Source organism: Nocardia sp. NPDC006630 (assembly GCF_040611495.1).
GTDB lineage: Bacteria > Actinomycetota > Actinomycetes > Mycobacteriales > Mycobacteriaceae > Nocardia.
Genome location: NZ_JBEXOK010000007.1, coordinates 204,517 through 227,561, shown reverse-complemented (window position 1 = coordinate 227,561; position 23,045 = coordinate 204,517). Strand labels below are relative to the sequence as shown.

The 23,045-nt window shown below is 66.4% G+C and carries 23 protein-coding genes; 11 read left to right on the top strand and 12 right to left on the bottom strand.

The genetic code is table 11. The annotated features are described in order from the left end of the window. Window positions 1-17: 17 nt before the first annotated feature. Window positions 18-392: a cupin domain-containing protein gene (locus tag ABZX86_RS22325; RefSeq protein WP_355126292.1), complete on the bottom strand. Its 375-nt coding sequence runs from the start codon at window positions 390-392 to the stop codon at window positions 18-20. 84 nt (window positions 393-476) lie between these two features. On the opposite strand from ABZX86_RS22325, the gene ABZX86_RS22320 reads away from it, so the two are divergent. Continuing rightward, window positions 477-923, top strand: a complete 447-nt coding sequence (locus ABZX86_RS22320; RefSeq protein ID WP_355126290.1) for a MarR family winged helix-turn-helix transcriptional regulator — start codon at window positions 477-479, stop codon at window positions 921-923. 559 nt (window positions 924-1,482) lie between these two features. Here ABZX86_RS22320 and ABZX86_RS22315 read toward each other — a convergent pair. Beyond that, window positions 1,483-2,991 (bottom strand): DUF222 domain-containing protein, encoded by a 1,509-nt coding sequence (locus ABZX86_RS22315; protein ID WP_355126288.1) that lies wholly within the window; start codon window positions 2,989-2,991, stop codon window positions 1,483-1,485. Window positions 2,992-3,213: 222 nt separating this feature from the next. Here ABZX86_RS22315 and ABZX86_RS22310 point away from each other — a divergent pair, with 222 nt between their 5' ends. Next, a complete protein-coding gene (locus tag ABZX86_RS22310) occupies window positions 3,214-3,690 on the top strand; it encodes a cupin domain-containing protein (protein ID WP_355126286.1) in 477 nt (158 codons plus the stop codon). Window positions 3,691-3,710: 20 nt separating this feature from the next. On the opposite strand, the gene ABZX86_RS22305 is transcribed toward ABZX86_RS22310, so the two are convergent. From ABZX86_RS22305 to ABZX86_RS22275, 7 genes are read right to left on the bottom strand one after another with little or no spacing between them, the layout of a single operon-like run. Beyond that, window positions 3,711-4,655, bottom strand: coding sequence for an ABC transporter substrate-binding protein (locus ABZX86_RS22305; RefSeq protein WP_355126284.1), 945 nt, complete (start codon window positions 4,653-4,655; stop codon window positions 3,711-3,713). A 23-nt stretch (window positions 4,656-4,678) separates the two neighbouring features. After that, a complete protein-coding gene (locus tag ABZX86_RS22300) occupies window positions 4,679-5,848 on the bottom strand; it encodes an LLM class flavin-dependent oxidoreductase (RefSeq protein ID WP_355126282.1) in 1,170 nt (389 codons plus the stop codon). Beyond that, complete coding sequence (locus ABZX86_RS22295; RefSeq protein ID WP_355126280.1) at window positions 5,845-6,942, bottom strand: LLM class flavin-dependent oxidoreductase; 1,098 nt, start codon at window positions 6,940-6,942, stop codon at window positions 5,845-5,847. The genes ABZX86_RS22300 and ABZX86_RS22295 overlap by 4 nt, the downstream gene beginning before the upstream one ends. Continuing rightward, window positions 6,939-7,964, bottom strand: coding sequence for an ABC transporter substrate-binding protein (locus tag ABZX86_RS22290; RefSeq protein ID WP_355126278.1), 1,026 nt, complete (start codon window positions 7,962-7,964; stop codon window positions 6,939-6,941). Before ABZX86_RS22290 ends, ABZX86_RS22295 begins: the two co-directional genes overlap by 4 nt. A 35-nt stretch (window positions 7,965-7,999) precedes the next feature. Continuing rightward, the gene (locus tag ABZX86_RS22285) at window positions 8,000-8,695 is read right to left on the bottom strand and encodes an ATP-binding cassette domain-containing protein (protein WP_355126276.1); all 696 of its coding nucleotides are present in this window, start codon (window positions 8,693-8,695) and stop codon (window positions 8,000-8,002) included. Beyond that, a complete protein-coding gene (locus tag ABZX86_RS22280; protein WP_355126274.1) occupies window positions 8,692-9,558 on the bottom strand; it encodes an ABC transporter permease in 867 nt (288 codons plus the stop codon). Before ABZX86_RS22280 ends, ABZX86_RS22285 begins: the two co-directional genes overlap by 4 nt. Before the next feature lies 1 nt (window position 9,559). Beyond that, window positions 9,560-10,594 (bottom strand): NrtA/SsuA/CpmA family ABC transporter substrate-binding protein, encoded by a 1,035-nt coding sequence (locus tag ABZX86_RS22275; protein WP_355126272.1) that lies wholly within the window; start codon window positions 10,592-10,594, stop codon window positions 9,560-9,562. 194 nt (window positions 10,595-10,788) lie between these two features. Between ABZX86_RS22275 and ABZX86_RS22270 the strand changes: the two genes are divergently transcribed. The 8 genes from ABZX86_RS22270 to ABZX86_RS22235 all read left to right on the top strand — a co-directional run bounded on the left by ABZX86_RS22270 (window position 10,789) and on the right by ABZX86_RS22235 (window position 19,686). Next, window positions 10,789-11,544 (top strand): IclR family transcriptional regulator, encoded by a 756-nt coding sequence (locus ABZX86_RS22270; protein WP_355126270.1) that lies wholly within the window; start codon window positions 10,789-10,791, stop codon window positions 11,542-11,544. Window positions 11,545-11,589: 45 nt separating this feature from the next. Next, window positions 11,590-12,684, top strand: a complete 1,095-nt coding sequence (locus ABZX86_RS22265; RefSeq protein ID WP_355126268.1) for an LLM class flavin-dependent oxidoreductase — start codon at window positions 11,590-11,592, stop codon at window positions 12,682-12,684. Beyond that, window positions 12,681-14,042 carry an NtaA/DmoA family FMN-dependent monooxygenase gene (locus tag ABZX86_RS22260; protein WP_355126266.1) on the top strand — a complete coding sequence of 454 codons (1,362 nt, stop codon included), beginning with the start codon at window positions 12,681-12,683 and terminating at the stop codon, window positions 14,040-14,042. Before ABZX86_RS22265 ends, ABZX86_RS22260 begins: the two co-directional genes overlap by 4 nt. A 137-nt stretch (window positions 14,043-14,179) precedes the next feature. Next, complete coding sequence (locus tag ABZX86_RS22255; RefSeq protein WP_355126264.1) at window positions 14,180-15,013, top strand: GntR family transcriptional regulator; 834 nt, start codon at window positions 14,180-14,182, stop codon at window positions 15,011-15,013. A 13-nt stretch (window positions 15,014-15,026) separates the two neighbouring features. Then, on the top strand, window positions 15,027-16,457 hold the full coding sequence (locus ABZX86_RS22250; protein ID WP_355126262.1) for an amidase: 1,431 nt from the start codon (window positions 15,027-15,029) through the stop codon (window positions 16,455-16,457). Continuing rightward, entirely contained in the window at window positions 16,454-16,597 is a 144-nt protein-coding gene (locus tag ABZX86_RS22245) for a hypothetical protein (RefSeq protein ID WP_355126260.1), read from the top strand. Before ABZX86_RS22250 ends, ABZX86_RS22245 begins: the two co-directional genes overlap by 4 nt. Before the next feature lie 154 nt (window positions 16,598-16,751). After that, complete coding sequence (locus ABZX86_RS22240) at window positions 16,752-17,936, top strand: acyl-CoA dehydrogenase family protein (RefSeq protein ID WP_355126258.1); 1,185 nt, start codon at window positions 16,752-16,754, stop codon at window positions 17,934-17,936. 118 nt (window positions 17,937-18,054) lie between these two features. After that, a complete protein-coding gene (locus ABZX86_RS22235; RefSeq protein ID WP_355126256.1) occupies window positions 18,055-19,686 on the top strand; it encodes a bifunctional aspartate transaminase/aspartate 4-decarboxylase in 1,632 nt (543 codons plus the stop codon). Here ABZX86_RS22235 and ABZX86_RS22230 read toward each other — a convergent pair. Continuing rightward, window positions 19,643-20,290 (bottom strand): HAMP domain-containing sensor histidine kinase, encoded by a 648-nt coding sequence (locus tag ABZX86_RS22230; RefSeq protein WP_355126254.1) that lies wholly within the window; start codon window positions 20,288-20,290, stop codon window positions 19,643-19,645. The genes ABZX86_RS22235 and ABZX86_RS22230 overlap by 44 nt on opposite strands. A gap of 248 nt (window positions 20,291-20,538) precedes the next feature. Further along, window positions 20,539-21,585, bottom strand: a complete 1,047-nt coding sequence (locus ABZX86_RS22225; protein WP_355126252.1) for a polyprenyl synthetase family protein — start codon at window positions 21,583-21,585, stop codon at window positions 20,539-20,541. Between the two features lie 293 nt (window positions 21,586-21,878). On the opposite strand from ABZX86_RS22225, the gene ABZX86_RS22220 reads away from it, so the two are divergent. Then, window positions 21,879-22,556: a hypothetical protein gene (locus ABZX86_RS22220; protein ID WP_355126251.1), complete on the top strand. Its 678-nt coding sequence runs from the start codon at window positions 21,879-21,881 to the stop codon at window positions 22,554-22,556. 46 nt (window positions 22,557-22,602) lie between these two features. Here the strand turns inward: ABZX86_RS22220 and ABZX86_RS22215 are convergent, their stop codons facing one another. After that, the gene (locus ABZX86_RS22215) at window positions 22,603-22,950 is read right to left on the bottom strand and encodes a hypothetical protein (RefSeq protein WP_355126249.1); all 348 of its coding nucleotides are present in this window, start codon (window positions 22,948-22,950) and stop codon (window positions 22,603-22,605) included. Window positions 22,951-23,045: the final 95 nt, after the last annotated feature.

Genomic DNA, 23,045 nt, shown 5'->3' with positions numbered 1-23,045 from the left:
TCGATTGCGTATGTGGACTATTGGGCCCACGGCGGGCTGACCCGGTCACCGCCGGGAGCCTGGGCGTATGCGCCCACCGGCAGGATCGCGACGGCCTCGAACGGTTCGTCGCCCGGCACGGACACGTGGAAGACGGTGTGCGCCGGGATCACCAGTGCGTCGCCCGCGCAGAAGTCACGGGTTTCGCCGTCGATGGTGGCGCGGGCCCGGCCGGAGAGGGCAACGAAGATCTCTTCCCGCGAGACCGCGTGTGCGTGGCCCGGGTTGCCCGGGTGCATGGTGAAGCGCCACACGCTGTTCTCGGTGGAGCCCCGGCTCGGGGCGGCCAGGCCCACGGCGGTCATGAGGGGACCTTCGAAGACGGGTGCATCGGCGGATTTGATGAGTGGCATGCTGTGACTCCTAGTATTCAACCGAGGTGTTCAACTATGGTTGTTCAACTAGAGTTGAACACATCGACAGAAGGAGCGTCAAGGATGGATTTCGGCGTCCTGCTCGGGCAGGCGTACCAAGCCTTCGTCCAGGAGCTGCACACACATCTGGCCGAGCACGGCCACCGCGTCCTCGGCGCCTCCTACGGCTACGTCCTGCGCACCCTCGCCGAGAACGCACTCACCGCAAGCCAACTGGGAGAGCGCCTGGGCATCACCGCCCAAGGCGCAGCCAAGATCGTCGACGAAATGGTCCGCCACGGCTACGTAGAGCGCCACCCCGACCCAGCCGACAAACGCGCCAAACTCCTACACCTCTCCGACCACGGCCGCGACATGCTGAACACCGTCCGCCAATTCCACGCCGAATACGAAAAAACCCTGATAGCTCGCACAGGCAAAGAACACATAGAAACAGTCAGAGCCGTCCTAACCGAAATCATCAACACCCCAACCGATTCCGGCACAGAACGCCTCTTCCGCCCACTATAGAATCCACCTCTAGTCTCCCAATCTTGGAGTCCGTGGTCTTTTCGTCTTGCGTCTCTGAAACCGGACCACAGCCGGTCGACCAAGCTGGTACCGCAGATAGTTCTCCCAACCGCGGAAGGTAGGCCGGGTACGGCTCCCGACGTGCCCAGCACGGCCATCTCGGGCTTTGCCCGCACCCTCTTGCAGACCAACCCTGCCCGGGAGGCAAGCAACCCAGGTGCACCGACGGGTTTCGGTATAGAAACCGTCGGTGCACCTGGGTTGCTTGCGCCGAGAGGCGGTGGCGGGTCCCTGGGTGCGGGCAGGGCCCGAGATGGCAGTGCTGGTGGCGTTAGGTGGGGTACCCGGCTTACCTCCCGGGCCAAGGAGATACCTGCGGTACCGGGCGGAAGACTGGCTGTGGTCCGGTTCCACAGACAAAGACGAAAAGACCAAAGATTCAAAGACCAAGACGCCTGGAAACAAGGGATCGAAGAACACGAACCCGAAACACCCTGTCCGGCAACGACCTCTAGCACCGACAGGATCAACCTGTCGGTGACACCAGGGGCGGGGGAACCTATTGTCGCGGTGGGGGTGTGATGGCCCGGCGGAGCACCCGGTACCGAACCGGGGACAACCCCGAGGCACGACACACCCTGCGCGGCCGCAGCGACGGCGGAACCTCGGTCAACAACTCGGCCGGGTGATGCAAGTGATTGACCCGCGGAGTCCGGGACGGATCCACATGCGCCGGAGCGATCCACGCCGTCCGGCCCGGGAAATCCGAATCCTCACCGAGCTTGATGGTCTTCCACCCGCGTGGCCCGTCTTTCACCAGGGCGTGGCAGTGATCGCAGGCGAGGGTCAGGTTTTCGATATCGGTCGGGCCGCCCTTGCTGAACTCGGTCACATGATGGGCCGCCGCCATACTCGCCGGAGCCGAGCATCCCGGGCGGGTGCAGCCGCGCTCGGTGGCGATCAACGCCAGCCGTTGTGCCGGGTTCGCCAACCGGATTTCCCCGATATGCAACGGCATCCCGTTCTTGTTCTTCACGAGCACGAACGTCTTGGAGTCGCGGGCCATCAACTGGAGGGCATTCTCGACCGGGATCTGCCCACCGGTGGCAAGGGTCGCTACCCCCGTGGCGCGTTCGACGTCGTCGATGCTCATGGTCATGATCGTGGAGACCGGCAGGCCACGGTGGGAGCCGAGTTTGGCGGGGTTGAAGTCCGGGTGCAACACGGCCATGAGGGCGTCGTGCTGGCGTTGGGCCTTCGAGCGCTCGTCACGGGCCGCGCACGCCTCCAACACCTCCCGGGGCACCGGGTTGTCCTCATCCTCAGCCCACGGGCTTTCCTTGTCCGCAGGATTACACATACCGGGGCGCGCCAGCTTCGCCATGACCGCATCGAACGCCGCACGCGCGTCGGGGGTCAACTCGACGGTGAGGGTGGACATGAGGTCGTAGCGTTGCGGGCTCAGAACCGCGCTGCGCTGGTTCTGCCGATCCGCGTCCTCGGTCAGCTTGCCGTCCGGGTCGAGGTAGCCCAGGATCATCTCCCCGATCCTCGGCAAATGCGTCGGATCCAAAGCACGCGCCTGGAAGGCGAGCTGCTTCTCGGCATACGCGCGGGCTTCGGGAGCGACCTTGCCCGGCAACCGGTTCATCACTTGCCGGATGACCCGCACATGATCGAGGGAGATCGCCCCCTCGTCCAAAGCCTGGGCCGAACACGGCAGCACCGGGGCCTGGTCGGGCTCGTCACCGACGCGGTGCCACACCGCCAGGTCTTCGGCGGTGCGCCACCGGTTGATCGCATCCCCGTGCGAGATGTGCAGCACTGATTGCAGATACAGGGCCGGGCTACCGGAACCGTTGAGAGCGGGCAAAGAACGCGCGCAGGCTTGCACGATCAGATCCCGTTGCACCGACGCCAACCGGCGAGTGCAGGTCTCGATCTGCTGCATCAACGCCACAATGTCGTTGTCCGACACAGGAATCAACGACAGGTTGGTGAGGGATTCAACCGCAGCGGCCAGTGCTTGCGCACCGGTCGCGATTGCGGATTCTCCCCCTGATTCCATGCCTCTATTCTACTCCGCGAAAACAGACCCGGAAAGGCGAATTCCGTTGTGATATAAGGCTATTCAGAATATTCGGGTTTTATCTTTTGCCTTGCGTCTTTATCTCTCGCTCTTCTTATCCAGGCGTCTTTTGTCTTGTTCTCTTTAACCCAAGCGCCGCCACCCTTCCTCCGCCGACGCACCGTACGATGGAATTCGCGTCGAGTCGAAAGGCGGTATGTGGTGGTGGATGCGCAGGATTGGCGTGAGCACGGGGTGCGGGTGGTCAGGGCCGGGCAGTTGGATTCGAATACGCCGCAGACTCCGGGGATGAGTCGGGCGGCGGCTATCGATGCTGCGCGGGTGGGGGCGGAGCGGCTTTGGGCGGGGACGGTCACGATTCATCCGGATGCCAAGACCGGGGCGCATCATCATGGGGCGCTGGAGAGTGTGATTTATGTGCTTCGGGGGCGGGCTCGGATGCGGTGGGGTGAGCAGCTGGAGTTCGTAGCGGAGGCGGGGGCTGGGGATTTCATTTTTGTGCCGCCGTACGTGCCCCATCAGGAGATCAACGCCAGTAGCGATGAGCCGCTGGAATGCGTGCTGGTGCGCAGTGGGAGCGAGGCCGTGGTCGTCAATCTCGATATAGAACCGGTGGAGCGGCCCGACGCCGTGTACTGGGTCGATCCACTCCACCGGGAGCCCACGGGGGACGAATGACGGCCCCGGGAGTTGTTTGGCTAGACGGCTGCGCTCGACTTGGTGGCCTCGACTGCCTCGCCGATCCATGGCAGCACCGCATCGCGGACGCGAATCGCCTGCGGCAGTAGACCATTCGCCGCGAGCAGATCGGCCGCGTGCTGCTGCTCGTCCAGGAATTGCTCGGTCACCGCATTGACGCCGAAGGGACGGCCGCGCAGTGCGGCTTCCCAGGAATCGAGGTCGGCCTTGCCGCCACGGGCGATAACGTCGTCGACGAAGTACTGGGCCGCCTCGCGCGGGTTGGCGGTGATCCAGGCGTCGGACTCCTGCAGCGACGCGATAATCGCCTCCAGCGCTTCCCGATTGTTCTCGGCCACATCCCGGCGGGTGAACCACAGCGACGGGTGGCTGAAGACCGATTCGGTATCGACCAGGGTGTGCAGCTCGGTGGCGGCTTCGACATCGGCCAGGCTGGGGTACGCGCCGACCCAGGCATCGAGGTCGCCGGCCAGCAGGGCGGCGCCGTCACGCACATCGGTGTCGATGGGCTCGACGTCGGACCAGGTGAGGCCGGCCTGCTCGAGGGCGAAGAGCAGCAGCGTGGTCTGCCAGGAACCGTGCGCGATGCCGACCCGCTTACCCTTCAGGTCCGCCGGGGTGCGAATTCCGCTGTCCGCCTTGGTGACCAGACGGCCGTTCTCCACCCGCGGGCCCGAAATGCCGACGTACACCAGGTCGCGGCCATTGGCCAGACCGGTGACCGGCGGGGTGAAACCGGTGCCGATGAAGTCGTAACCGCCCTCGGTGAACAGCCAATCCGAGTGCAGCGACGGCAGACCCGTCTTCGGGTCGACACGCTCGGTCGCCGGCAGGGCGCGCAGATCGACCCATTCCACATCGGGCAGCCGGGTTTCCAGAATGCCGCGATGACGCAGCACGAACAGCGAGTTGTTGTGCGGGAAGTAACCGACACGAAGGGACATGAATGCTCCTGGGATCGAAGTGTTTAGCGGGAGAGAGACAGTGCTGCTTCGGAATTCGGCACGGTGAGGCGGGAACGGCCCAGTAGCGGCAGGACCTCCTCGCCGACCCGGTACGCCTCCTCCAGGTGCGGATTGCCCGCGAGAATGAAGGCGTCGACGCCGAGGTCGATCAGTTCGTCGAGGCGCTCGGCGACCTGCTCGTAACTGCCGACCAGGCCGAAGGCTGGGCCACCGCGAATGAGGCTGAAGCCGCACCACATATTCGGCTGCACCTCGAGATCGCGGTAGCCGGTGATGGTTTCGGGCACCCAGCCCTTGATGCGCGCAGCGCCGACGGAGTCGCCCTGGGCGGCCCGATTCGCGGCGTCACGGTCGACGAACGCCCAGCCCTTTTCGATTTCCGCCCAGGCCGCCTCCTCGGTGTGCCGGGCGACGATATCGATGCGCACCGCGAACTTCGGTGTGCGTCCGAAGGTTTCGGCGTGCACACGGGCCCCGTCGAACTTGGCTCGCAAATCGGCATACGGCTCGAGCCAGGACAGGTAGTAATCCGAGTGGCGGCCCGCGGCCTGCACGGCTGCGCCCGAGGACCCGGAGAAGTACACCTCGGGAAACGGCTGACCGGCCAATCCCGGTGGCAGCGCCGCACCCTCGGTATGGAAGAACCGGCCGTCGTAGTCGTACGGCTCACCGTCCCACACCCCGCGCAGCACATCCAGGAACTCACTGGTGCGCGCGTACCGGTCGTCGTGGGAAACCTTGTCGCCCCACCACAATTGAGCAGGACCGCCGCCACCACTGATGATGTTGTAGACCAGCCTGCCGCCGGTTGCCCGCTGCAGACTCGCCGACATGCGCGCCGCCTGCACCGGATGCAGGAACCCGGGCTGGAACGCGACCATGAACCGGTACGTGGTGGTCTCCCGCGCCAGCGCGGCGGCCACCGCCCACGGGTCATCGGTGACCGGGAACGACGGCAGCAGCCCACCGAGGAATCCCGCCGATTCGGAAGCCTTTGCCACAGCGGCCATATGGTCGATATAGCCGTACCCGTCGAGTTCGCCGGCACGGATGGCGGGAGCGATATTGCCGGGGCCGTAACCGCCCGCATGACCGCGGTTGGACCGGCGCGGGGTGCGCAGCGACGCGTGGTCGCCCTCCATGCCGATGCGCCAGTAGATGTCGATGGTCATGCCCCGGCCTCCTGGACGGCCAGGGAGCGCCCGGCCGGATCGACGAGATACAGCAGGTGTTCGCCGGTGCGGTGCACTTCCTCGATATGGGGATGCCCGACGAGCACGAAGGATTCGATTCCGGCGTCGATATAGCCCGAGAGCCGCTGCGCCACTTGCTCATAGCTGCCGACCAGGCCCACCGGCTGGGAGTAGCCGAGTTCGGCGAATCCGGCCCAGCGGCCGTCGCCTAGATCCAAGGCGCTCGACGGGCCTTCGGCGTGCACCTCGCTCCACTGACGGTGCGCTCGCGCCCACGCCTCCTGCTCGGTTTCCCTGGCGATGACCGGGATGTCGAGCCCGGCACGCACGGTCCGCCCCGCAGCCGCCGCACGTTCGCGCAGCTCCGTCACCGATGCCGCAATGCCGTCCGGTGTTTCGGTGAACACGTGCACATCACCGTGCCGTGCCGAGAGTTCCAGCGCCTGCGCCGAAGTGCCGGAGAGATACACGGTCGGGAACGGCAATCCGGACAGGATGCCGCGGAAGCCGCCGTCGATCACGTCGAAGTACTCACCGTCGAATTCGAAGCCGGTGCCCTTGAATCCCGCACCGGGGACCGGGGTTTCGTTCCATACCCCCCGCGCCACGGTCAAGAACTCGGCGGCGCGCGCGTAGCGGTCGTCGCCGGTGACCCGATCGCCCCGCGCCCGGGCATCGGCTTCCTCGGTGTCCACGGCGATCCGCCACGACAATCTGCCCCGGGAAATCTGCTGCAGCGTCGCCGATACCTTCGCCGCATACACCGGAGTACCGAAGGCAGGCTGGAACTCGACGATCACTCGGGCGTGCCGGGTGGCGCGCAGGGCCCCGCCCGCCACGATCCACGATTCCTCGCCGAGCGGATCATAGGGAGCCAGTACGCCGTCGAGCCCGGAAAGTTCTGCGGCATCGATGATCTGGTGCAGGTCGTCGAACGGCCCGAACCGGCCGGGCCGCACATCGGTGGCCGGGGTGACAGGCGAGTGCCCGCCGAAGCCGCCGCGATTGCGCGCCGCCGGCCCGGCATGCCGCCCGTCACCCTGGGTGGGCAGCCGCCACAGGAACTCGGTCACGCGAGCACCTTCCCCGACTCGACGAGCTCACGGGCCCGCTCCAAAGGCTCACGGGCGACCCAGGATTCGAGGTCGAAGTCAGCGGCCAGGAAGCCGTGGGTGTACAGGAACTGCTTCTGGATCCCGATCAGCTCGACGCGCTCGTCCGACAGCGACGGATGCAGATCCTTGTGGAAGTTCTCGCCATAGGCCGCGACAACACCTTCGGGGCCGGACAGGGTTTCGCGCTGTAGCACCTCGCGAACAGCCTCGAGATTGCCCGCCGCCCAATCGGCCGCGCGCAGGCTCTGCGCGAGGAATCCGATCACGACCTCGGGCCGCGATTCCAGCAGATCCGCGTGCACGGTAATGGGGCGCGGGGTGCCATTGTTGACCCGCAGCCGCTTGCTCTCGGTGGCGTCCAGATCAACCGCGACCCGCAGCCCGTGCTCCCGCGCGACCTCCTGTGCCCGCGCCCCCTTGACGTAGATGGCGTCCACATCGCCGCGCAGCAGTTCCTCGACGCCCCATGTCGTAATGCGACCCTCGGCGCGGGCTTCGGTGCGCACCTGCGGGTTCCGCTCCGTGCCGACCTCCACCACGGTCACATCGGCGAGCGTGAGCCCGCCCAGTCGCAGCGCGCTCGCGAAACCGTGCAGCGCCATGGCGCGGGGAAAGCTGCGGGCCTGATCCTGCGCCCAGGCGGGGATACCCACCCGCAGCCCGGCGAGTTCGGCCGGAGCGGCAATCTCGGCATCGGGTCCGACAAGGATGGCCTGCGCCTCGTCGATCCAGGTCAGTCCGATCAACCGGGTCGGCGAGCCCTGCGCGCGAGCCGCGAGCGCGGGCACATTGCCGCCCTCCCGGACCAGGCCGGACAGATCGTGCAGGAAATGGTGCGCGGCCAGTTCCGGCCCGGCGTCCTGCAGGACACCGAACTCCAGCCCGGCCGCACCGGCGGTCTCCCCCAGCCAGCCGAGGCTGTTCGCGAGACCGCTGGCGGTGGGCACGGGGCAGCGGGTGTACCAAAGGGTTTCGGTCATGAGCGCTCCTGATAAACGAAGGTGTCAGCCGGGTCTCAGTGGACGCCGAGCTGATCGAGGAATTCGGTTCGGTAGCGGATGGTTTCGGCATCAGCGCGGTCCCGGGGATGCGGGAGGTCGATGGTGATATCGACGGCGAAGCGACCACTGTCGAGAATCAGCACCCGGTCGGCCAGGCGAATCGCCTCGTCGACATCGTGGGTCACCATCAGCACCGCTGGACGGTGCCGGGCGACCAAATCGCCCACCAGATCCTGCATCTGCAATCGGGTGAGTGCGTCCAGAGCCGCGAAAGGCTCATCCAGCAAAAGCAATTCGGGTTCCCGGACCAATGCGCGGGCCAGCGCCGCCCGCTGCGCCTCACCACCGGAGAGGGTCGCGGGCCACTGCCGGGCCTTACCATCGAGATTCACCTCGGCCAGCGCCCGCAGCCCCGCCTCCCGATTCTCGCGAGAACGGCGCTGGCCCACAACAACATTGCCCAGCACCCGCTTCGATGGAATGAGCCGCGGCTCCTGATAGACGGTGGTGCGCCGCGCCGGTACCAGCACCTCCCCCGCGTCCGGGACCTCGAGCCCGGTCAGCAGGCGCAGCAGTGTGGTCTTGCCGGTGCCGCTGGGCCCGAGCAGCACCACGAACTCACCGCGCCGAATGGTGAGGTCGACACCGTCGAGAACGGTCTTGTCGCCGAACGACTTCCGCAGCCCGGTGATCGATACGGCGGTGCTCATCGAATCGCCACCTGCTTGCGCCACGGCATCGAGAACTTCTCGATGATCCGCACCACGACGTCGAAGATCAGGCCCAGCGCCGCGTACAGCACGACGCACAGCACCATGTAGTCGGTGCGGTTGTATTCCTGCGCCAGCGTCACCAGATAGCCGACACCCTCTCGGGTACCGACCTGTTCGGCCGCGATGAGACCGGTAATGCTGATGGACAGGCAGACTCGCAGCGCCATCAGAATTCCCGGCAGCGCCGAAGGCAGGATCACCTCGAGCACCAGCCACGGCCCGCGCAGGCCGAAACTCCGTGCCGCCTCGACCATTTTGCGATCCACATTGCGGACCCCGAGATAGGTGTAGGCGTACATCGGCGCGATGGTCGCGACCGCGATCAGCAGCACCTTGTACGTCTCATCGATGCCGAACCAGGCGATGAACAGCGGCGCCAGCGCCAGGAAGGGCACGGCGCGCACGATCTGCATGGTCGAATCGACGAGTTCCTCACCGAGACTGGACAACCCGGCGAGCAGTCCGAGCACCAGCCCGGCGCTCACGCCGAGGCCGACACCGGCGGCCGCGCGGGTGAGCGAGGCCGTCGCGAAATCCACCAGCTGACCGCTGGCAGCCAGCTCGGTGAACGCCGCCCACACCTTGGGCGGTCCGGCGAGCACCTGCGGCGACACCGTCCCGGACGCCGAGGCGATCCACCAGGCGGCGAAGATCAGCGCGGGCAGCAGGAACCGCAGCGGCACGGAAAGCCATGCGGGCCTGTGCCGTTCGACCCGGCTGCGCGGTGGGGCCAGCACGGGATCGGCGAGTACGGGTTCAGCCCGGACGGGGTCGGAAACAACTCCCGAGATCACCGCCATATCAGCTGCCCACCTTGACCGCCGCCAGTTGCTCCGGCGTCAGCTTGGACTGCAGGTCGTAGAAGATATCGCCGGCGGTGATCTGACGGGTGATCACACCATTGCCGTAGAACGTATTCACCACATCGCCCAGATCCGAGGCATCGGCGGTGGAGGGCAGCCGTGGCACGGTGGCCTCGCTGCCGACCCGCACGGCATCCGCCAGCCGGGCGCCGGAAAGCGCTGTCGGCCCGGACTTGTCGAAGACATTCTCGAAATCGGCCGGATTCGCCCGCTGCTTGGCCGTCAGCCCCTGCAGCACTTCCAAATACTTGGCCGCGATCTCGGGGTGCTGGTCGAGCACCTCGGTGCGGAACACCACGACGCTGTTGTCCTTGGAACCGATGCTCTTCTCGGTGGCGATCTCGACGCCACCGTTGGCCTTGGCCTCCTGGTACGGGATCAGGAACGAGGCCCAGGCGTCGATCTTGCCGCTGGCGAAGGCGGAGGCGGCGTCCTTCTGCTGCAAGGGAACTCGCGTCACCTTATCGGCCGGAATGCCCGCCTGCGCCAGCGCCTTGAGCAGGATGTACTCGCCCTTGGCGGCGGGATTCACCGCGACGCGCTTGCCCACCAGATCGGCGACCGTGTGGATGCCGGACCCCGGCGAGGCGATGATCCCGCTCTGGTCCTGACCGGCCGGGTCCTGCACCGCCACGATCCGAACACCGACATCCTTGGACAGCGCACCGACCACGGGGCTGAAGGCCGCCCCGGAGACGTCGAGTTCCTTGGTATTGAACAACTTCAGCATGGAGCTGAAACCCGGTGTGGTGGGCACCCATTGGATCTTCACCCCGAGCGGCGCGAGCGCGGCGTCGAAGGTGCCGTCCCGCTTGCCGACCGCGGTCGGACCCTCGTTACCCGGGTCCACGACCTTGAGCACGATGGACGAATTGCCGCCGCCACCACCGGAACCGGAGCTACACCCGGCGACGAGTGCGGCGATGGGGACGATCGCGATCGCGATACGCATGAGGGCTCGCCTGCGGGACATCGTGGAGGCTCCTGTTCCGGATTGTCGATCAATGCCTCCGAAGAGTAGGGACGGCGGTGGGGTCACGGCCAGGTAATGCTTTCCGAGGATTGGAAAGCTTGACAGCGCGATAATCCCTGCTATTAGCCTGGCTTTCCATCTATCGGAAAGCTGAACGGCCGCTGCGGGTCCGCGGCTGTGTTAGCGTCGGCCCCGTGGAAGCTTCCGGCGTACAGACCGTCGCCCGCGCCCTGTCCGTCCTGGACTGTTTCCGAGGGGGCGAAGAGCGCGGCGTCTCGGAGATCGCACGGCAGCAGGGGCTCGCGGTCAGCACCACCCATCGCCTGCTGGCCGCACTGGTGCAGGCGGGCTTCCTGGAGAAGGACACCGTGTCCAGCCGGTACCGCATGGGCGGCGCACTCGCCGAGTACGGGCAGATCGCCTACCGCCAGCACCGCATCTATCTCGCGGAGCCGCATCTGGAACAGCTGGCCAATACCACCGGCGCCAGCGCGTCGGTGGCGACGCGGCACAATATCCACGCGGTACTGCTCGGCACCAGCCGCTGGCGGGAGACCGACGGCCACGCGCTGCAGGGTGTGCGCCTGCCGCTGCACGCCAGCGCCCTCGGCAAGGCGCTGCTGGCCTGGTCGGCGACCACCGATGACGAATTGCGCGGCCTCCCTTACGAAGAGGGCACCGAGCGCTCCGTCTCCGGACCCGCCGAACTGCGCCGCGAACTGACCACCACCCGCGAACGCGGATACGCCTACAACGACGAGGAACTCGATCCGGGGTTCCGCACCATCGGGCTGCCCGTCCTCGATCCGCGCGACGCCGCCGCCCCGTGCCGCTTCGCACTCGGGCTGCGCGGGCCCACCACACTGATGATTCCCGAGCGGGTGCCGTTCTTCGTCGAACTGGCGAAGGTGACCGCACAGGAGATCGCGGCCAAGTTCGGATCACGCTGACGGCAACCGTGGCCACCGTCGCCAAGTTCGACGATCGTCGAACGTATGGCGAGCGAAAGCGCAGTCCGGAAGAGCCTGTTCGCAGTGGGAATCGAGCTCGACGGCGAGGGATACCACCCGAGAGCGTGGCGTCGCGCCGGGCACGAGCCCACCCTCCTACTCAGTCCGCGCCGACTGCGCGCGCAGGTGGCCGCGGCCGAGAACGCGGGTTTCACCTTCGCGACCTTCGACGATTCGATCGCCTCGGCCGGTGAGACCGCGGGCCGTATCGACGCGATCGGCCGGGCCTCGTTCGTGGCGGCCAGCACCAGCACCCTCGGGCTGGTACCCGTCGTCGCCACCACCTACGGCGAACCGTTCCATATCTCTACTCAGCTGGCCACTTTGGACTACGCCTCGCGAGGCCGCGCGGGCTGGCTCGCCGTCGATGACCCGGCTACCGCCCGGACCTGGGGTGCGACACCACGGGTCACCGAGGACGAAATTCGGCGCGAGCGCGGCGATTCCATCGAGGTCGCGCGGCGGCTGTGGGATTCGTGGGAGGACGACGCGGTGGTGCGGGACTATGCGGCCGGCAAGTTCCTGAACCGGGATCGGTTGCACCATATCGACTTCATCGGCGAGACGTTCTCGGTGAAGGGGCCGTCCATCGTGCCGCGCCCGCCGCAGGGACAGGTCGTGGTATTCGGTTACGGCACAGAGCAATCCGGTATCGACGTGGCACTGGTGAGTGGCACGCAGACCTCGGACGCAGTGGCGGCGATACAGCGTGCGAGGGAGTCCGGTGCGGCGCGGGTACTCGTCGATCTCACGGTCGCGCTCGATACACCCACCGAGACAGCGGCGGAGCGACTCGCCGATCTGGGCACCGACGCCGGCCCGAATCAACCCGTGCCGCTGCACTTCTCGGGCAGTGCGGCCGATCTCGTCGTCCTGCTGACCGACCTCTCCGCACACGCGGACGGCGTCCGCCTGCACCCCGCGGTCCTCGACGAGGACCTCACCATCCTCGCACGCTATGTCCTGCCCGCCCTGCTGCGCGCGGGCATCGCACACCGCCCCGTTCCCGGTTCGACCCTGCGCGCGAACCTCGGACTGTCCCGGCCCGCCAACCGTTACGCCAAGGAGCTCACGCGATGACCGAGGTCCCGTTCCCCGATGCCCGAGTGCATTTCGGAGTCTTCTTCCAGGGCGTCAATCACAGCACCGTCTGGTCCGATCCGAGCAGCGGTTCGCAGATCGACTTCGAAACCTTCCGCCGGGTGGCGACCACCGCCGAACGCGGGCTCTTCGACGCCTTCTTCCTGGGTGAGGGCCTGCGCCTGCGTGAACAGGACGGGCAATTGCTCGACACCGATATCGCGGGCCGACCCGATGCCATCGCCCAGCTGGCGGCACTGGCGGGGCTCACCGATCGAATCGGGTTGGTGGCCACGCAGAACACCACCTACAACGAGCCCGCCGACCTGGCACGACGTCTGTCCGGACTCGATCTGCTCTCCGAAGGCCGGGCGGGGTGGAATGTCGTCACCACCGACAATGCCTGGACCGGCGAGAACTTCCGGCGCGGCGGCTTTCTGGACCACGCGCACCGCTACGAGCGCGCCACGGAGTTCCTGACGACCGCCCGCGAGATCTGGGATTCCTGGTCCGACAAGGCGATTGCCCCGTCCCGGCGCAGCTCGTCCTGGCTGACACCGGGTGCGGTGCGGACCGTCGAGCGCGATACCGACCATTTCCGGGTCGCCATCACGCCCACCCTGCCGCGTAGCCCGCAGGGTCATCCGGTGATCTTCCAAGCCGGAGTCTCACCACAGGGCCGCGATTTCGCGGCAGGGCATGCCGAAGTCATCTTCTCGCCCTTCGGAACCAATTTCGAACCGGCTCGCGAATTCGCCGACGATATACGGACTCGACTGGTCGCGGCGGGCCGCCCGGCCGACGATATTCGCATTCTGCCGGGCACCCAGATCGTGCTGGCCGAACGGGAATCGGAGGTCGAGGAGAAGAAGCGCTGGGTGCTCGAGCAGCAGATCACCGGTGCGACCGCGCTATCGCTGGTCGGCCAGGTCTGGGGCCGGGATCTGTCCCATCTCGATCCGGACGGGCCATTGCCGGTGGAAGATCCTGAGCAGTCGGTGATTTCCGGTACCCGTGGTGCGCAGCGCGACGGCCAGGATCGGGTCGCGATTGCCGGGCAGTGGCGCGAGCTCGCCGAATCCCGCAACCTCAGCCTGCGTCAGGTGGCCATCGAGACCACCGCGCGCTTCGGTTTCGCCGGCACCCCGGGGCAGGTCGCGGACGAGCTGACCCGCTGGGTCCGGCACGGTGCGAGCGACGGCTTCAATATCACCCCGTATCTGGTGCCGACCGGCCTGGACGACATTGTCGACTGGCTGATTCCGGAGCTACAGGAACGCGGCTCCTACCCCACCGCGTACACGGGCACCACACTCCGCGAACATCTCCGATTGCGCCCGCCGCTCACCCGGCGCTGACCTTCCGGCACCGCGAAACTTCCGCGATGCCGGACAAATTCGCAGGTCAGAGTGGTCGAGTTCACGCTATCGGTCGCGTAACTGGACATTTACGCCAGCTCCTTGTCGCGTAACGTGCCGATGGGCACAGTACGGATATGCCACCCAGCGAGCAGAGCCCCAGCCGAGCCGGTGCGACCCAGCTCGCACAGGAACGGGCGCAATTCCGCGTTCAGGTCGAGGAGTGCCTGCCCGCCTCCTCACATCTGCTGGCCCGGCGGTTGCACGATCTGCTGCGCGCAGCCCTGCGCGACGGCGCGTTCGGCTCCGGCAAGCTGCCGAGCGAGGCCGAGCTGATGACGCAGTACCAGGCCTCACGTGATGTCGTGCGGGAGGCGCTGGATCTGCTGCGTTCGGACGGACTCGTCGAACGCCGGCGCGGGGTGGGCACCGTGCCGGTCCGTGCCGAATACCTGGTCTCGGGAGCGCTTCCACCGGAAGGCCGTTCGCTCGAGGACCATCTCGCGCTGGGTCGTATCGCACCACGACTGCTGCACTGGGCGTGGGTTCCGGCGCCCCAGGTGATCGCCGATCATCTCGACGGCACCGCCGTCGGCGACGATTGCCTGTGCATCGAGTACGTGCTGCTGCTCGACCGGCGGCCGATTGGGCTGTTCACCAATTACTTACGCGCTCCCGAAGCCGCCCGGGTCGACCTGACCACCTTCCGGGACGACTTCTACTCGCTGCTGCATGCCGGTGGCATCGACTTCACCACCTTCGATGTCGGCCTCCAGGCCGCGCTGGCCGACGACTACGCGGCAGCACTGCTGCATGTGCTGCCCGGTGAGCCGGTGCTGCTGCTGGAACAGACCATCCGCGATCGCGACGGGCAGGCGATCGACTATGCGCTGGGCACCTGCCGCAGCGAGATGCAATTACGCATCGGCGCGATCCCCCGCATCGATCTGACCGGTGCACTCCCCCGTTGACCGAGGAGCAATCATGACCACAACAACAGTCCCCGTTGCGTTTTCGACGCTCACCGATGCGGCCGCCGCCCTGCGATCCGGGGCGGTGAGCGCGGTCGAACTGATCGATAAGGCCCTCGCCACCGCCGATGCGATCGACGGCAGCCTCGGTGTTTTCCTGACCCGCTTCGACGAACGCGCACGGGCGCAGGCCGAACAGGTGGACGCGAAGATCGCGGCAGGGGGCGAACTGGCTCCGCTCGACGGAATACCGTTGGGCGTCAAGGATATTCTCGCGCACGCCCATGCTGCCACCACCGCGCAGAGTCTGGTGCTCGCTCCCGAATGGGGCGCCGCCACCGGCGATTGCGCCGTGGTGTCCCGGCTGGAACAGGCCGGGGCGATCGTCACCGGCAAGACGACCACCATGGAGTTCGCGATCGGTGTTCCGGATCCGGACAAGCCGTTTCCGGTGCCGCGCAATGCCTGGGACCTGGACCGCTGGGCGGGCGGTTCCAGTTCCGGATCCGGCAGTGGCGTGGCGGCGGGCATGTTCCTGGGCGCGATCGGCACCGACACCGCGGGCAGTATTCGAATTCCCGCGGCGTTCAACGGAATCACCGGATTGAAGCCCACTTTCGGGCGGGTGCCGAAATCCGGTGTCGTCCCCCTGGGCTACACCCTCGACCACGTCGGGCCGATGGCGCGTTCGGCGGCGGACTGCGCGCTGCTGCTGTCGGTGATCGCCGGGCACGAGGCCGCCGACCCGTACAGCTCGCCTGCCGCAGTCGACGATTACTCCGGTGCGCTTACCGGCGATCTGCGTGGAATCACCATCGGCGTAGACGATCTCGACCGCTATGCCAATGCGGGCATCGACCCGGCCCAGCCGGAACTGTTCGGTGCGGCAATCGACGCACTGCGCGAGGCAGGGGCGACCATCGTGCCGGTGGAAGTCCCGATGTATCCGGAGTTGTCCGCGATCGATGTGGTGGTCATGCTCGCCGAGGCACACACCTACCATCGCGAAGACCTGCTCACCCGCTGGAGCGACTACGGTCGCGGCACCCGCGTCATCCTCGCGGCGGGCGATGCCCTAAGCGCCTCGGATTACATTCAGGCGCAACGTGTTCGGCGGATCGCACAGCAGCGGATGGCGGCGCTGTTCACCGAGGTCGACCTGGTTCTCACCCCGACCGGCCACCTCGGCGCACCGCCGCTGGCCGCCATCGACCAGCTGCAACCGCTGAATGTGCTGGCCTCCCTGCACACCCCGTACTGGAACCCGCTCGGCAATCCCACCCTCGCCGTTCCGATCGGCCTGTCGAGCGAGCGCACACCGCTGTCGATGTCGCTCAGCGGCAGGCCCTTCGCCGAAGCCACCGTATTGCGCGCCGGCGATGCCTATCAGCGGCTGACCGACCATCACCTCCGCACACCCGACCTCACGAAAGGCCTGTCATGACCGAATCCTGGTCCACCGATCCGGCGGAGAATGCCGCCGTCACCGCCCTCGGCGAAGTGGTGCAGGCCATGGCGGCCCTGCTGCACGGCGTCGAGGACACCCAGCACATCAACCCGAGCGGCGGATTCGTCCTCGGATGAGAGCCGCCGATGATACGGCAGCAGCGCCCGCACCACCATCGGCCGACCCGATCACCGGGACGACAGTCCGCTGTGAAGGTGGTCACCGTTAACTTCGAGAAGTGCCTCGCCGCTTGGCGGGGCGGGTTCTCGCTAGTGGTTCGGAGGTGCGGGCATGTCGCACAGCGTTGTTCATCGGGTGGCGGAGATTTCCGGGCAGTTGGCGGAGGCCGCCGTCGAGACGGAGCAGGCGGGCAAACTGTCCGACAAGAGTGTCGCGCTGATCCGCGATGCCGGGGTGATGCGCATGCTGCAGCCCACCGACTTCGGCGGATTCGCCGCGCACCCCAGGGATTTCGCCGAGGCGGTCATGGCGGTGTCCGCGGCCTGCGGGTCGACCGGGTGGGTGTGCGGCGTGGGCGGGGTGCATCCGTGGGAGATGGCGCTCATGGATCGCCGTCTGCAGGAAGAGGTGTGGGGCGCAGATCCCGATACCTGGATCGCCTCGCCCTATGCGCCGCAGGGCATCGCCACGCCCACCGACGGCGGCTACATCCTGAAGGGCCGGTGGAGTTTCTCCTCGGGGACCGACCACTGCGACTGGATCTTCCTGGGCGCCATGGTCGGTGACGCCGACGGCATGCCCGTGATGCCGCCGCAGATCCTGCACGTGGTGCTGCCGCGCGCGGACTACACCATCGTGGACGATTCCTGGGATGTCATCGGACTGTGCGGCACCGGCAGCAAGGACGTGATCGTAGACGGTGCGTTCATCCCGGCGTATCGCACCATCGACTCGGAGGAGGTCTCCTCCGGCACCATTGCCGCCGACCGCGCCGGGCGCACCGAAACCGTGTACCGGCTGCCGTTCTGGGCCATGTTCCCGCTCGGCATCACCGCGGCGGTCATCGGTATCGCGGAGGGTGCGCTGGCCGCGCACCTGGACTATCAGCGCGGGCGGATCACCGCCATGGGCACCGCGATCAAGGATGATCCGTACGTGCTGTACGCCATTTCCGAGGCGGCGTCCGAGATCGCGGCCTCGCGCGCCCAGCTGCTGGACGGGATCAGCCGGCTCTACGATCTGGCCGATGCGGGCTCGCCGATCACCTTCGCCGATCGATCCGTGGTGCGGCGCAACCAGGTTCGCTGCGCCTGGCGCGCGGTATCGGCGGTCGATGAGATCTTCGCCCGGTCCGGTGGCAATGCCGTGCGCAAGGGTCATGTGCTGCAGCGCTTCTGGCGGGACGCGCATGTCGGCCTGCAGCATGCCATTCATATTCCGGGATCGATCTACCACTCCGACGCCCTGACCTCGATGGGCATCGAACCGGAGGGCATGCTGCGGGCACTGATCTGAACACCCCCGTCCGGTCCGTCTCGAAATATGCGGCACGGCGTGTCGTGCCGCCCGGGAATCAGCCGTATGCGCAACGGTGAGCATCGGATTCGGAGATCGACCAGACGGAGGTTTGACGATGAGCGCCGACGATGCGGGCGTCGACCGCGCCACCGAGAAGCGGTACGAGCGGCTCAGTCCGTTCGAATTGAAGAACGAGCTCATCGATCTGGCCGACGACACGCTGAAGAAGACCGCGCACTCGATGATCGATGCGGGGCGCGGCAATCCGAACTGGACCTCCATCGTGCCGCGCGAGGCGTTCTATCTGCTCGGGCAGTTCGCCGTCACCGAGGCCCGACGGGATTGGAGCGAATTCGCCGAACTGGCCGGCATGCCGCAGCGGAACGGCATCGCCGGTCGCCTCGATCGATTCCTCACTGCGCAGCAGGAGAGCGCCGCGGCGACACTGCTGCGCGGGGCGGTCGAATACGGCGTCACCCGACTGGGATTCGACGCCGATGCCTGGGTGGGCGAGCTCGCCGATGCCATTCACGGCGATCACTACCCGCTGCCGGACCGCATGCTCACCCATATCGAACGGGTGGTGCACGACTATCTGGATCTCGCCATGGGTGGTGCGCCGGCGGGCGGCTGGGACCTGTTCGCCACCGAGGGCGGCACCGCGGCCATGTGCTATCTGTTCGACAGCTGCGTGCTCAACGGCCTGCTGTCGCCGGGTGATCGGATCGCGATCATGACGCCGATCTTCACGCCGTACCTGGAGATTCCGCAGCTGGAGCGCTTCCACTTCGATGTTGTGGAGCTGGAGGCCGTCACCGAGACCAGCACCGGTGTGCACACCTGGCAGTACCCCGCGGCGGAAATCGAGAAGCTGACCGATCCCGCGATCAAGGCGCTGTTCCTGGTGAATCCGTCGAATCCGCCCTCGGTGATGTTGGATCACAGCACGATCGAGCGCATCGCCGCGATCGCCGCACACGAGAATCCGAACCTCACGATCATCACCGATGATGTGTACGGGACTTTTGTCGAAGGGTTTCGCTCGCTGATGTCGATCGCGGCGGCCAACACCATCGGCGTGTACTCGTTCAGTAAGTACTTCGGGTGCACCGGCTGGCGGCTGGGGGTCATCGCGGTCGCGCGGGACAATGTTTTCGACCGGCGTCTCGCGGCATTGCCCGCCGCGGAGAAGGATCGGCTGGCACAGCGATACTCGGCAATCGCGCTGGATCCGGCGGGGCTCAGATTCATCGAGCGCATGGTCGCCGATTCGCGGGATGTGGCGCTCAACCACACGGCCGGATTGTCCACACCGCAGCAGGTGCAGATGGCGTTGTTCGCGCTTTCCGATCTGCTGGACACCGATTCCCGGCACCGCGCGGACTGCGAGGCGATCATTGCCCGCAGGCTGAAGGCGCTGTGTGACGGCTTCGACATACCGGTGCCGGTCGATCCGAACGCCGCGAACTACTACGCCGAGATCGATCTCCTCTTCTGGGTGAAACAGCGGTGGAGTGCGGCGTTCGCCGAGTGGTTGCCCACCGCGTATGAGCCTGTCGACCCGGTATTCCGATTGGCCGCACAGGGGTCGGTGGTACTGCTCAACGGCGGCGGATTCGGCGGGCCCGAGTGGTCGGTGCGTGTGTCACTGGCAAATCTCGCCGAGGACAACTACCGGATGATCGGTCAGTGGCTGACCGACATCATGGACGAATACCACCGGGAGTTCCAGAGCCGCAGGGCGTGAGGGCGCGCGGTAGTTCGACGGTGAAAGTGCCGCTGCGGCCGGGCTCATGATCGACCCAGACCGCGCCGGCGTGTGCGGCGACTATCGACTGGACCACGGCCAGCCCCAGCCCTGCGGTGGCCCTGCCCGCCGTCGTCGCCTGACCGTTCGTCGTGGCTTCGATGCGTATTACCCGCTCCCCGGCGATAAGTCGCACCGAGACCGCGGCGCCGGGCTCGGCGGCGGCCATCGCGCATCCGATCAGGTTCGACAGTGCCAGGCGCAGGCGAATGCGATCGCCCACCACCCCGCAGGAGTCAGGACCCTCGATTGTCAACGCCGCCAGGCGATTATGCGATTCGGGGACGTGTACGTCGCGCAGCACCTCATCGGCCACGGCGCCCATGTCCACGGGCTGCCATTCGAATGGATACAGCACATCCATTCGGGTGAGGGTCAGTAACTCGTCGAGCATGCGGCGCATGCGCACCGACTCCTGTGCGATCCGGTCTATCACCAGATCGCCGTCGGATTCCCCGCCCTGCCGATACCGATCGACGAGTTCGCCGATCTCGGTCAGGGGGGCGCGCAGATCATCGTTCGCCTCGATCAGCAACTGACCCATTCGGTTCTCGGTTCGAACAATGCCGGGCGTGAATCGCCCAGGTCGAAGGGAGAAGATCGGGTCCGTCGCATTCATTCTGCGCTGTCCCTTCTGACCGAGGGTCGAGGTGCGGCCGAGCCGAATAATACGGAACCATGGCGTCTCGCAACGGCCCAACCATATGACTCCAGATATCAGCTGGCAACCGGAATCCCTGTGATCCGAAACACTCGGAACCGGAAATGCGACCCGGACCGCGCCCTCGTCGCTCAGTGATTGCGGTGCGTGATCAGGTCCGCGAGCAGGCGCAGATCCGCGGAGTTTTCCGCGTCCGCGCCGGCGCGGTCCAAGCAGGCCAGCGCGGCGGCGATCTCGCGCTCCGCCTCGGAGCTTGCCCATCTGCGCGCGCCCGCCCGTTCGATCAGCTCGGTCAATCGGACAACCGCGACATCGTCGACCGGCTCGTCGCGGTAGTACAGGCGGCCGAGTTGCGCGCCGGCAGCGGTACCGGAGGACAGCGCCGCCATGACCGGAAGCGACTTCTTGTGGCTGCGCAGATCCGAACCGACGGGCTTGCCGGTCGCCTTCGGATCACCCCAGATGCCGAGCAGATCATCGACCAGCTGGAAGGCCGCCCCGAGATGCCTTCCGAAGGAGCGCATCTCACCGATCTGCTGCGGGCCCGCACCGACCGCGATCGCGCCGAGTTCGCACGCACAACCCAGGAGCGCGGCGGTTTTGCCCGCCGCCATGGTCAGGCATTCGTCCAGGGTGACATCGGTGCGGCTCTCGAACGAGATATCGGCGGATTGGCCCGCGCACAGTTCCAGCACCGTCTCGGTGAGTACGCGCAGGGCGGGGCCCGGCGTCGCTACCTCGGCCAGCACGTCAATCGCCAAGGCCTGCAGGGCATCACCGGCAAGGATTGCCTGACCGACACCGAATACCGACCATGCCGACGGGCGGTGGCGGCGGATCAGGTCATGGTCCATGACGTCGTCGTGCAACAGCGAAAAGTCGTGCACGAGTTCGACAGCCACCGCCGCTGGTACTGCGGCACGGACGAGCAGATCGCCGAGCGGACCGCTCACCGAGCGTGCGGCGGCCAGCGTCAAGGCCGGCCGCACCGCCTTGCCCGACTCGGAGCAGGCGGCGCCGTCGGCATTCCACCAGCCCACGTGATATCCGACTATATGCCGCAGCGGGCCGGGCAATCGGTCCACCGCGGCGCGATGGGCAGGTTCCACCAGTTCCCGGGTATGCGCCAGTACCTGTGCGGCGGTCTTGGTTTCAGGCGCGAACGGACCAGCAGTCATTCGACCTCCAGGGCTCAAAGGATGTAGCGCGAGGGGTACCGCAGGATGACGCGGGAGAAATGACTTGGGAGGCAATCCAATTGCGCACTGTAGCGGACGAATCCGACAAAAGCCCTTGTGTAGCAACCTTGTCGCTATCAAAGTTCCATATCGATCCGAACCCGATTCATAGAGCAAGCGTCCGCTCGGGGACAGGTGGGTGTGTTGCAGGCCTTGGATTCAATCGATTCGTCTGCCGAATCGCCTGCCGGCAGATAGCGTCTCGCAACGGCCGCCCAACAGTGAGGAACCTGATGACTCAAGATGAGAAAGTAGAACTGTCCTTTCCCCCGGTTGAGCCCCCACCATTTCCTGATGCACAACCCGAAAAGCGAGGATTCACACGCCGGAAGCTCGCCGCCATCGCCGGCGTGCTGCCCTTGAGCGCAATCGCCGTCGGCGCCACGTACTACGCCCGAAATGACGGAGATGCCGGGTCCACCGCAGCCCAGGGCAGTGCGAGCACTACAGCGAAAGCGGCGAACTTCGGCGCGGTCCCGACCCAAACCGAGCCGCCCGCAGGCCTCGTGCCCGAAATAGCGAAAATCGGAAGCCGACACATTGCCGCGCTGCACTCGATCCATCTCTATTTGAATCACATGTCGACCTACGATCCCCAATCGCTCGACGACTATTTCGCCGGCGCGATAGACGCGTCCACCGGCGCACATCGCCAACAACTGATCGACACCAACAACGCAACCCGCGAATACTTCCTCGCCACCAACAGCCGCAGCGAAGTAATCGAATTCAACTGCGGCCTCCGAGCCATAACCGGCACCACCGCTCTCGGCGTCGGCTACGTAAAGCAGTCCACCACAACCGACCTCACCCCCACCCCCGCGGTCTCCCTCACCGCCTCGGTGGTAACCGCCGAAGAACAACCCGACGGCCGCTGGCTCATCAGCGACGTAAAACTCATCTCCACCTAGCCCCGCCCAGCGGCGCCGCACCGCAAGGATGCGCCGGCGGTTGCGGTCAGAGGTCTTGGGAGGGTAGAGAGTTGCACCAGATGCGGAGGCGGTCGACGGGGAGGTTGTCGGATTGGTCGCAGTATCTGGAGAATTCGCGGCGGCCGGTGAGGGCGGGGCGTTCGGTGAGATTGAGGGCTTCGGCCCATTGGAGGGCCAGGAGTTCGGCGGCTACGGGGTCATAGTCGGCGGGCACTGAGCCGAGGGCCTCGGTGAGGATTCCCAGGCCGCATTCGTCGGCCGGTTCGGTGTGCAGACTCCACTGCAGCGGTTCCAGATTCATCCAGTCGAGGATGTGGGCGATCCGGGCCGACATCCTGTCCGTCTCGGCCTGGTGGTGCGGGTCCACCCCCATTGGTGGCCCTCCTTCCCGTGGATTCCCAACTTCCCCGAGCACTGACACTTCAACCTCGACAACGCAAATCACCAGCGAACTAGCTGCGCTGGAAG

Bases quoted from the DNA above. Each gene is read 5' to 3' on its own strand.
- ABZX86_RS22265 (WP_355126268.1), top strand. From the start codon at position 11,590: ATGGCGAGCGAAAGCGCAGTCCGGAAGAGCCTGTTCGCAGTGGGAATC.
- ABZX86_RS22280 (WP_355126274.1), bottom strand. From the start codon at position 9,558: ATGGCGGTGATCTCGGGAGTTGTTTCCGACCCCGTCCGGGCTGAACCC.
- ABZX86_RS22325 (WP_355126292.1), bottom strand. From the start codon at position 392: ATGCCACTCATCAAATCCGCCGATGCACCCGTCTTCGAAGGTCCCCTC.
- ABZX86_RS22230 (WP_355126254.1), bottom strand. From the start codon at position 20,290: ATGGGTCAGTTGCTGATCGAGGCGAACGATGATCTGCGCGCCCCCCTG.
- ABZX86_RS22240 (WP_355126258.1), top strand. From the start codon at position 16,752: ATGTCGCACAGCGTTGTTCATCGGGTGGCGGAGATTTCCGGGCAGTTG.
- ABZX86_RS22235 (WP_355126256.1), top strand. From the start codon at position 18,055: ATGAGCGCCGACGATGCGGGCGTCGACCGCGCCACCGAGAAGCGGTAC.
- ABZX86_RS22260 (WP_355126266.1), top strand. From the start codon at position 12,681: ATGACCGAGGTCCCGTTCCCCGATGCCCGAGTGCATTTCGGAGTCTTC.
- ABZX86_RS22220 (WP_355126251.1), top strand. From the start codon at position 21,879: ATGACTCAAGATGAGAAAGTAGAACTGTCCTTTCCCCCGGTTGAGCCC.
- ABZX86_RS22315 (WP_355126288.1), bottom strand. From the start codon at position 2,991: ATGGAATCAGGGGGAGAATCCGCAATCGCGACCGGTGCGCAAGCACTG.
- ABZX86_RS22225 (WP_355126252.1), bottom strand. From the start codon at position 21,585: ATGACTGCTGGTCCGTTCGCGCCTGAAACCAAGACCGCCGCACAGGTA.
- ABZX86_RS22275 (WP_355126272.1), bottom strand. From the start codon at position 10,594: ATGTCCCGCAGGCGAGCCCTCATGCGTATCGCGATCGCGATCGTCCCC.
- ABZX86_RS22255 (WP_355126264.1), top strand. From the start codon at position 14,180: ATGCCACCCAGCGAGCAGAGCCCCAGCCGAGCCGGTGCGACCCAGCTC.
- ABZX86_RS22250 (WP_355126262.1), top strand. From the start codon at position 15,027: ATGACCACAACAACAGTCCCCGTTGCGTTTTCGACGCTCACCGATGCG.
- ABZX86_RS22305 (WP_355126284.1), bottom strand. From the start codon at position 4,655: ATGTCCCTTCGTGTCGGTTACTTCCCGCACAACAACTCGCTGTTCGTG.
- ABZX86_RS22300 (WP_355126282.1), bottom strand. From the start codon at position 5,848: ATGACCATCGACATCTACTGGCGCATCGGCATGGAGGGCGACCACGCG.
- ABZX86_RS22215 (WP_355126249.1), bottom strand. From the start codon at position 22,950: ATGGGGGTGGACCCGCACCACCAGGCCGAGACGGACAGGATGTCGGCC.
- ABZX86_RS22245 (WP_355126260.1), top strand. From the start codon at position 16,454: ATGACCGAATCCTGGTCCACCGATCCGGCGGAGAATGCCGCCGTCACC.
- ABZX86_RS22290 (WP_355126278.1), bottom strand. From the start codon at position 7,964: ATGACCGAAACCCTTTGGTACACCCGCTGCCCCGTGCCCACCGCCAGC.
- ABZX86_RS22320 (WP_355126290.1), top strand. From the start codon at position 477: ATGGATTTCGGCGTCCTGCTCGGGCAGGCGTACCAAGCCTTCGTCCAG.
- ABZX86_RS22285 (WP_355126276.1), bottom strand. From the start codon at position 8,695: ATGAGCACCGCCGTATCGATCACCGGGCTGCGGAAGTCGTTCGGCGAC.